Consider the following 5595-nt stretch of genomic DNA (forward strand, 5'->3'; position numbering starts at 1 on the left):
ATTCCCTGGGCGAGCCGGGGCACGGGACCTGCTGGCGCCCCGGCTCGCCCAGGGAATCAGCGCGGTGGTCTTCGCGGGCTACGGCATCGTCACCCTCCTCAACGTCCAGAACGAGGTGCCGGGCACCAGGGCCCGGATCGTCTGCACGGGCGCGGTCGTCGTGCTCTACGCGGTGCAGCTGCTGCTCATCTCGCCCGGCACCCTCAGGTGGTCCGCACGCCGTAAGACGGCCACCCTCGGCGTGCAGGCGGCCCTGACCCTCGTGCCCGTCCTGTGGGTCGGCGGCGTCTGGGGCAGTATGGCGGGACCGCTCGCCGGATCGATTCTGCTCCTGCTGCCCGGGCGGATCGCCTGGCCCTGCTACGCCCTCGTCCCGCTGACGATGCTCACCTGGTCGCTCGCGGAGGGCGTGACCGCTCTGGAGGCGGGCTACTACACCATCTCCACCGCGCTGACCGGGCTGGTCATCTACGGCCTCACCCGGCTCACCGACCTGGTCCGCGAAGTCCACGACGCCCGCGCCGAGATGGCCAGGATGGCCGTCACGCAGGAGCGGCTGCGCTTCGCCCGGGACCTGCACGACCTGCTCGGCTACAGCCTCTCCGCGATCACCCTCAAGAGCGAGCTGATCCACCGGCTGGTGCCGGTCAACCCCGAGCGGGCCCGCGACGAGGTCGCCTCGGTGCTCGGGGTCGCCCGCCAGGCACTCGCCGACGTACGGCTGGTGGCCAGCGGCTACCGGGACATGTCGCTGGAGGCGGAAGCCGCGTCGGTGGCCGAGGTGATGGCGGCGGCGGACGTCGACGTCGAGGTGGACATCCGGTGCGGACGGCTCCACCCCCTGGTGGACACCGTGCTGGCGACCGCCCTGCGCGAGGGCGTCACCAATATTCTCCGGCACAGCAAAGTGGAGTCCTGTACGGTCACGGCCGTGGCCACCGGCGACACCGTCCGCCTCGACCTCGTCAACGACGGGGTCGCCGCCCCGGACCGCTCCCTCGCCCAGGACCGCGGCAGCGGCCTCGGGAACCTGAGCGCCCGGCTCGGCGCGATCGGCGGCGAGCTGACGGCGGGTGTCGTCGAGGGCGGCCGGTACCGGCTGACGGCGGTGGCCCCCGTCAGGCCGCCGACCGGCGCGGACACGAGCCCGTGCCCGCGCGTGGACGAGGCCGCCGACGGCGCGGCCGACCGGATCGGAGAGGCGGACAGGCCCGCCGTCTGAGTGCCGTGAACGAATCGGGGGAAACAATGGGGATGGTGAGAATCCTTCTCGCCGAAGACGTGCACATGGTCCGCGGCGCGCTGGTCGCCCTGCTGGAACTGGAACATGATCTTCAGGTCGTCGCGTCGGTGGACCGCGGCGACCTCATCGTGCCGTCCGCGCTCGAAACCCGTCCCGATGTCGCCGTCATCGACATCGACCTGCCCGGCACCGACGGCCTCACCGCCGCCGCGGACCTGCACCGGAAGGTGCCGGAGTGCCGCACCCTGATGCTCACCAGCCTGGGCCGGCCCGGCACGCTGCGCCGGGCGATGGCCGCACGCGTCTCCGGCTTCCTGCTCAAGGACTCCCCGCCCTCCCGGCTGGCCCAGGCGGTCCGCTCGGTCGCCGCGGGCCGGCGCGTCATCGATCCCGAACTCGCCCTCACCGCCTGGGAGGCGCCGGACAACCCGCTCTCCCCCCGGGAGACCCAGGTGCTCCGGCTGGCGGCCCGCGGCGCCGACGCGGCGGAGATCGCCGACCAGCTCTATCTGACCCAGGGCACGGTACGGAACTACCTCACCGCCATCGTCGACAAGCTCAAAGCCCGCAACCGGATCGACGCCATCCGCATCGCGGAGGAGGCGGGCTGGATCCCGTAAGAGCCCCGAACAAAATGGGCGCCCGGCTCTCGGCGTCTGGCACGCACGCTCGCCGCGTTGCCAAAAGGCCCTAGTAGCTCCGCTACGAGGACCTTCCGGCGCCTTGCGATCGCACGCACCAGACGCCGAGAGCTGATCGGACTCCCATTTTGTTCGGGGCTCTAAGAGCGTGGAGGACGCACCCCGGGGAAGTTCCGGCTCCGGTCCCGGCCTAGGGTGCGACCGGCTGCTGTCCCGCTCGACCGGTAAGGAGGTCACATGCTCAAGAGGCAGTACTGGGGCATGACCGTGCTCCTCGTCACCCTGGCCTTCAGCTACGTCGGCTACCGCCTCAACGACGGGTCTCCCAGCACGCCGTGGACGATCGGCGGACTGGCGGCCGGGGTGACCGGCACGGCCGTCCTGGCCCGGGCGGGAAAGAAGTAGGCCGAGAGGGCCCCCGCTCATATGCCCGCCAGCGGGCCCGCGTCGAGCTGGGACAGGACCCCCGCCAGATCCACCGCGTTGCTCCCCGGACCGCGGCACACCGCCAGGCAGGCGGGGCCGCGCGTGCCGGCCATCCGCCGCAGGAACGGTGTGAGCACCGCCCTGGGGCCGATCTCCACGACGTGGCTGGGGGCCTGCTCGGCCAGCATCCGGCGGGCGGCGTCGGCGAACCGCACCGGCGCCGTGATCTGCTCCGTCCAGTACCCGCCGGTCAGCGACTCGTCGTAGCGCCGCCCGTACACCGTGGAGTAGTACGGCACGGTCGGCCTGCCGGCCGCCACATGCCGGGCCGCGTCCGCGAACCGGGACGTCACCGGTTCCATCAGCGGCGAGTGGAAGGCGTGCGTCACCTGGAGGAAGGTGCCGGCGATACCGACCGCCGCCAGCCGTTCCCGGACCCGCTCCAGAGCGTCGACCGCACCGGAGAGCACCGTGGCGCGCGCCGCGTTGAACGCGCCGATCGACACCTCCGGCTCGCCCGCAGCCGCCTCCGCGGCCTCGAACGGGCTGGCGCAGGTCGCCATCATCCCGCCGCCGGACGGCAGGTACTGCATGGAGGCGCCCCGGAAGCACACCAGCCGGGCGGCCTCCTCCAGGGACAGCGCCCCGGCGACCACGGCCGCCGCGACCTCGCCGGTGCCGTGCCCCAGGACGGCCGCCGGACGCACCTCCTCCTCGATGAGGGTCATCGCCAGGGCGTACTGGACGGCGAACAGCGCGGGCTGGGTCAGCGCCGTCTGATGCACCCGCAGATCACCGCAGAGAATCAACTCCCGCACGGAGCGGCCCAGATACGGGGCGATCGCCTCGTCGGCCGCCGCGAGGTGACGGCGGTAGGCGCTCAGGGCCTCGTGCAGGCCGGCCGCCATCCGCGGATGCTGGCAGCCCTGGCCGGTGAACACGAACACCGCCCTGACCCGGCCCGGTTCGCGTCCCATGCCGTGCCGCATCGCCAGATAGCGGGCGAGGTCGCGGACGGTCGGATGGGCCCAGATGTCCGCCGGGTCGAGCAGGGAGCCGAACTCCTCCTCGATGTCGCCGAACAGGCCGAGCAGAGCGACCGAGTCGAGCCCCCACGCGGACAGTTCCTCGTCCTCGCCGACCACCCTTCGCGCGTACCCGCCGATCCGCTCGGCGAGCCAGGCGGCGAAGTCCCCCTCGTCGGGATCGTCCGGTGCCGTTGCGCTCACGTCCTGCCCCTTCCCTGCCGTCGACGACGTGCCCGTACACGCCGGTACACGCCGGCGCGTGCGTGTGCCTCCTCGGCCGGCGACCCGGCGCGCCGCCCGCGGGAGGGCGGCGCACGGGCGGCTACCTCCGGCCCGACGGGACCGGGAGGTCCTCGTCCAGGTACTGGTACACGGGCCGCAGCCCGCCGTTCAGGAACAGCCGGCGCATCGCCGACCGCTCGACCTTGCCGCTGGTGGTCCGGCGGACGGTGCCGGGCCGTACCAGCAGCACGCCCGCCACGGACACCTCGAACTCCTCGGTCAGGCACCGCCGTACGTCCGACGCGAGCTCCTCCAGATCCAGCGCGTACCGCCGGTGGGTGCGCAACTCCTGGACGAACACCACGCGTTCGCGCTCGCCGGGCACCGAGAACGCGCTGCCCGCGCCGAACAGGGTGCTGACCCGCTGGACGGTGCGCTCCAGGTCCTGCGGATACAGGTTCCGCCCGGCGACCACGATCACGTCCTTCAGCCGGCCGGTGACATGGAGGTGGCCGCCGGCCAGCGCGCCCAGGTCGCCGGTGCGCAGCAGGCCGCCGGTTCCGTCGGCCGTCGCGGCCCCGAAGCGTTCCGCGGTGGCCGCGGGGTCGCGCCAGTAACCGCGGGCCACCCCCGGGCCGCGCACCCAGATCTCGCCCACCTCCCCGTCCGGCAGCACCGCGTGCGTGTCCGGGTCCACGATCAGCACCTGCCCGGCCGCACCGGCCGCGGTGCCGCAGGACGCCAGGGTGTGGGCCGGCCGTCCCGCGCGGGGCGCGTCGAGCCGGCCGTTCTCCAACGCCTTCGCGTCGACGGTCAGTTCGCCGTCGGCAGCCGGGCCCCCGGAGATCAGCAGCGTCGCCTCCGCCAGCCCGTAGGCGGTACGCATCGCCTCCGGGCGCAGACCCGCCCCCGCGAACCGTTCCACGAACGCCCGCCGGGTCTCGGCCCGCACCGGCTCCCCGCCGGAGACCGCCACCCGCCAGCCGGACAGGTCCAGCCCGTCGAGCTGCTCGTCGGTGACCCGCCGCGCGCACAGGTCGTACGCGAAGTCGGGGGCGCCGCTGACCTCGATGCCGTACCGCCCGATGGCCTCCAGCCACCGCACGGGACGCCGTACGAACGCCTCGGGGGACAGGGCCACCGAGGTCGCGCCGAGCCACAGCGGGTGCAGCAGCTGCCCCACCAGCCCCATGTCGTGGTGGAACGGCAGCCAGCCGCCGATCCGCGACCCGGGACCCGCGCCGAGCAGCTCCGCCAGCGCCTCCTGGTTGGCGAGGAGGTTGCCGTGGGTGACGACCACCCCGTGCGGGCTGCCCGTCGAGCCGGAGGTGAACTGCAGATACGCCACCGAGTCCCGGTCGAGCACGGGCAGCGGCAGGCCGGCGCCCCCGGACACCGCGTCGGCGGCGAGGCACGGCACCGAGCCGTGGCCGTGCCGCGCCAGCAGCCGGGACACGTCGGGGGCCAGCGCGGCGTCGGTCAGCGCGACCCGGGGCGACGTCAGCCGCACGATGCCCGCGACCCGCTCCTCGTGATGGCTGTGGCCCCCCGACGGAGGGACGGGCACGGCGACCGCACCCGCGTACAGACAGGCCAGGAACGACACGGCGAACTGACGCGGCGAGGCGTGCAGCAGGAGCACCGGCTCCCCGGCCGCGCCGTCGGCCAGCAGCCGGCCGGCGAGACGGCGGGCCGAGGCGTCGAGCGTGCGGTAGGTGACCGTGGCCGGACGGCCGCGTTCGTCGCTGTCCGGCAGCAGGAGCAGGGCGACGCGATCGGGCGTCTGCCCGGCTCTTTCGGTGAACACTTCGGTGAAGGTGCGATAGCCGGTCATTCGGGACCCCCATGCGTGTCGTACGGGTGCGGGCGCTCCCCGTCATCGGCGCCCGTGCCACCCGCTCCGTGACCGTATGCGCGCCGTCTCGAAGGGCACTCGACCGCTGCTGGGCCGCCGGGCTCCCGGGGCGGGCGGTGGGCGGCCGGAACGCGCTCGGAGCGCGGCCGGAAGGGAAGCGGGAGGCGGCCGGCCGGGCGG

General features: G+C 73.8%; 5 protein-coding genes. 3 read left to right on the forward strand and 2 right to left on the reverse strand.

The window, feature by feature from the left end; translation table 11 throughout:
• The 3 genes from AOK11_RS36170 to AOK11_RS43675 form a co-directional block, all read left to right on the forward strand.
• Positions 1-1222 (forward strand): sensor histidine kinase (locus tag AOK11_RS36170; protein WP_107098766.1); only part of this gene is annotated, 1222 nt, incomplete at its 5' end.
• Positions 1223-1254: 32 nt separating this feature from the next.
• Positions 1255-1863 (forward strand): response regulator transcription factor, encoded by a 609-nt coding sequence (locus tag AOK11_RS36175; RefSeq protein WP_055597871.1) that lies wholly within the window; start codon positions 1255-1257, stop codon positions 1861-1863.
• A gap of 258 nt (positions 1864-2121) precedes the next feature.
• Positions 2122-2289, forward strand: coding sequence for a hypothetical protein (locus AOK11_RS43675; protein ID WP_167353877.1), 168 nt, complete (start codon positions 2122-2124; stop codon positions 2287-2289).
• Between the two features lie 17 nt (positions 2290-2306).
• On the opposite strand, the gene AOK11_RS36180 is transcribed toward AOK11_RS43675, so the two are convergent.
• Both AOK11_RS36180 and AOK11_RS36185 read right to left on the reverse strand, forming a co-directional pair.
• Positions 2307-3539, reverse strand: a complete 1233-nt coding sequence (locus AOK11_RS36180; protein ID WP_055597872.1) for an acyltransferase domain-containing protein — start codon at positions 3537-3539, stop codon at positions 2307-2309.
• Between the two features lie 121 nt (positions 3540-3660).
• A complete protein-coding gene (locus AOK11_RS36185; RefSeq protein WP_055597873.1) occupies positions 3661-5394 on the reverse strand; it encodes a fatty acyl-AMP ligase in 1734 nt (577 codons plus the stop codon).
• Between the last annotated feature and the right edge of the window lie 201 nt (positions 5395-5595).

Origin of the sequence: Streptomyces hirsutus, from assembly GCF_001418415.1 — a bacterium.
GTDB lineage: Bacteria > Actinomycetota > Actinomycetes > Streptomycetales > Streptomycetaceae > Streptomyces > Streptomyces hirsutus.

Excerpts from the sequence above, each read along its gene's own strand:
- AOK11_RS36185 (WP_055597873.1), bottom strand. The coding sequence starts at position 5,394 with ATGACCGGCTATCGCACCTTCACCGAAGTGTTCACCGAAAGAGCCGGG.
- AOK11_RS36175 (WP_055597871.1), top strand. The coding sequence starts at position 1,255 with ATGGTGAGAATCCTTCTCGCCGAAGACGTGCACATGGTCCGCGGCGCG.
- AOK11_RS43675 (WP_167353877.1), top strand. The coding sequence starts at position 2,122 with ATGCTCAAGAGGCAGTACTGGGGCATGACCGTGCTCCTCGTCACCCTG.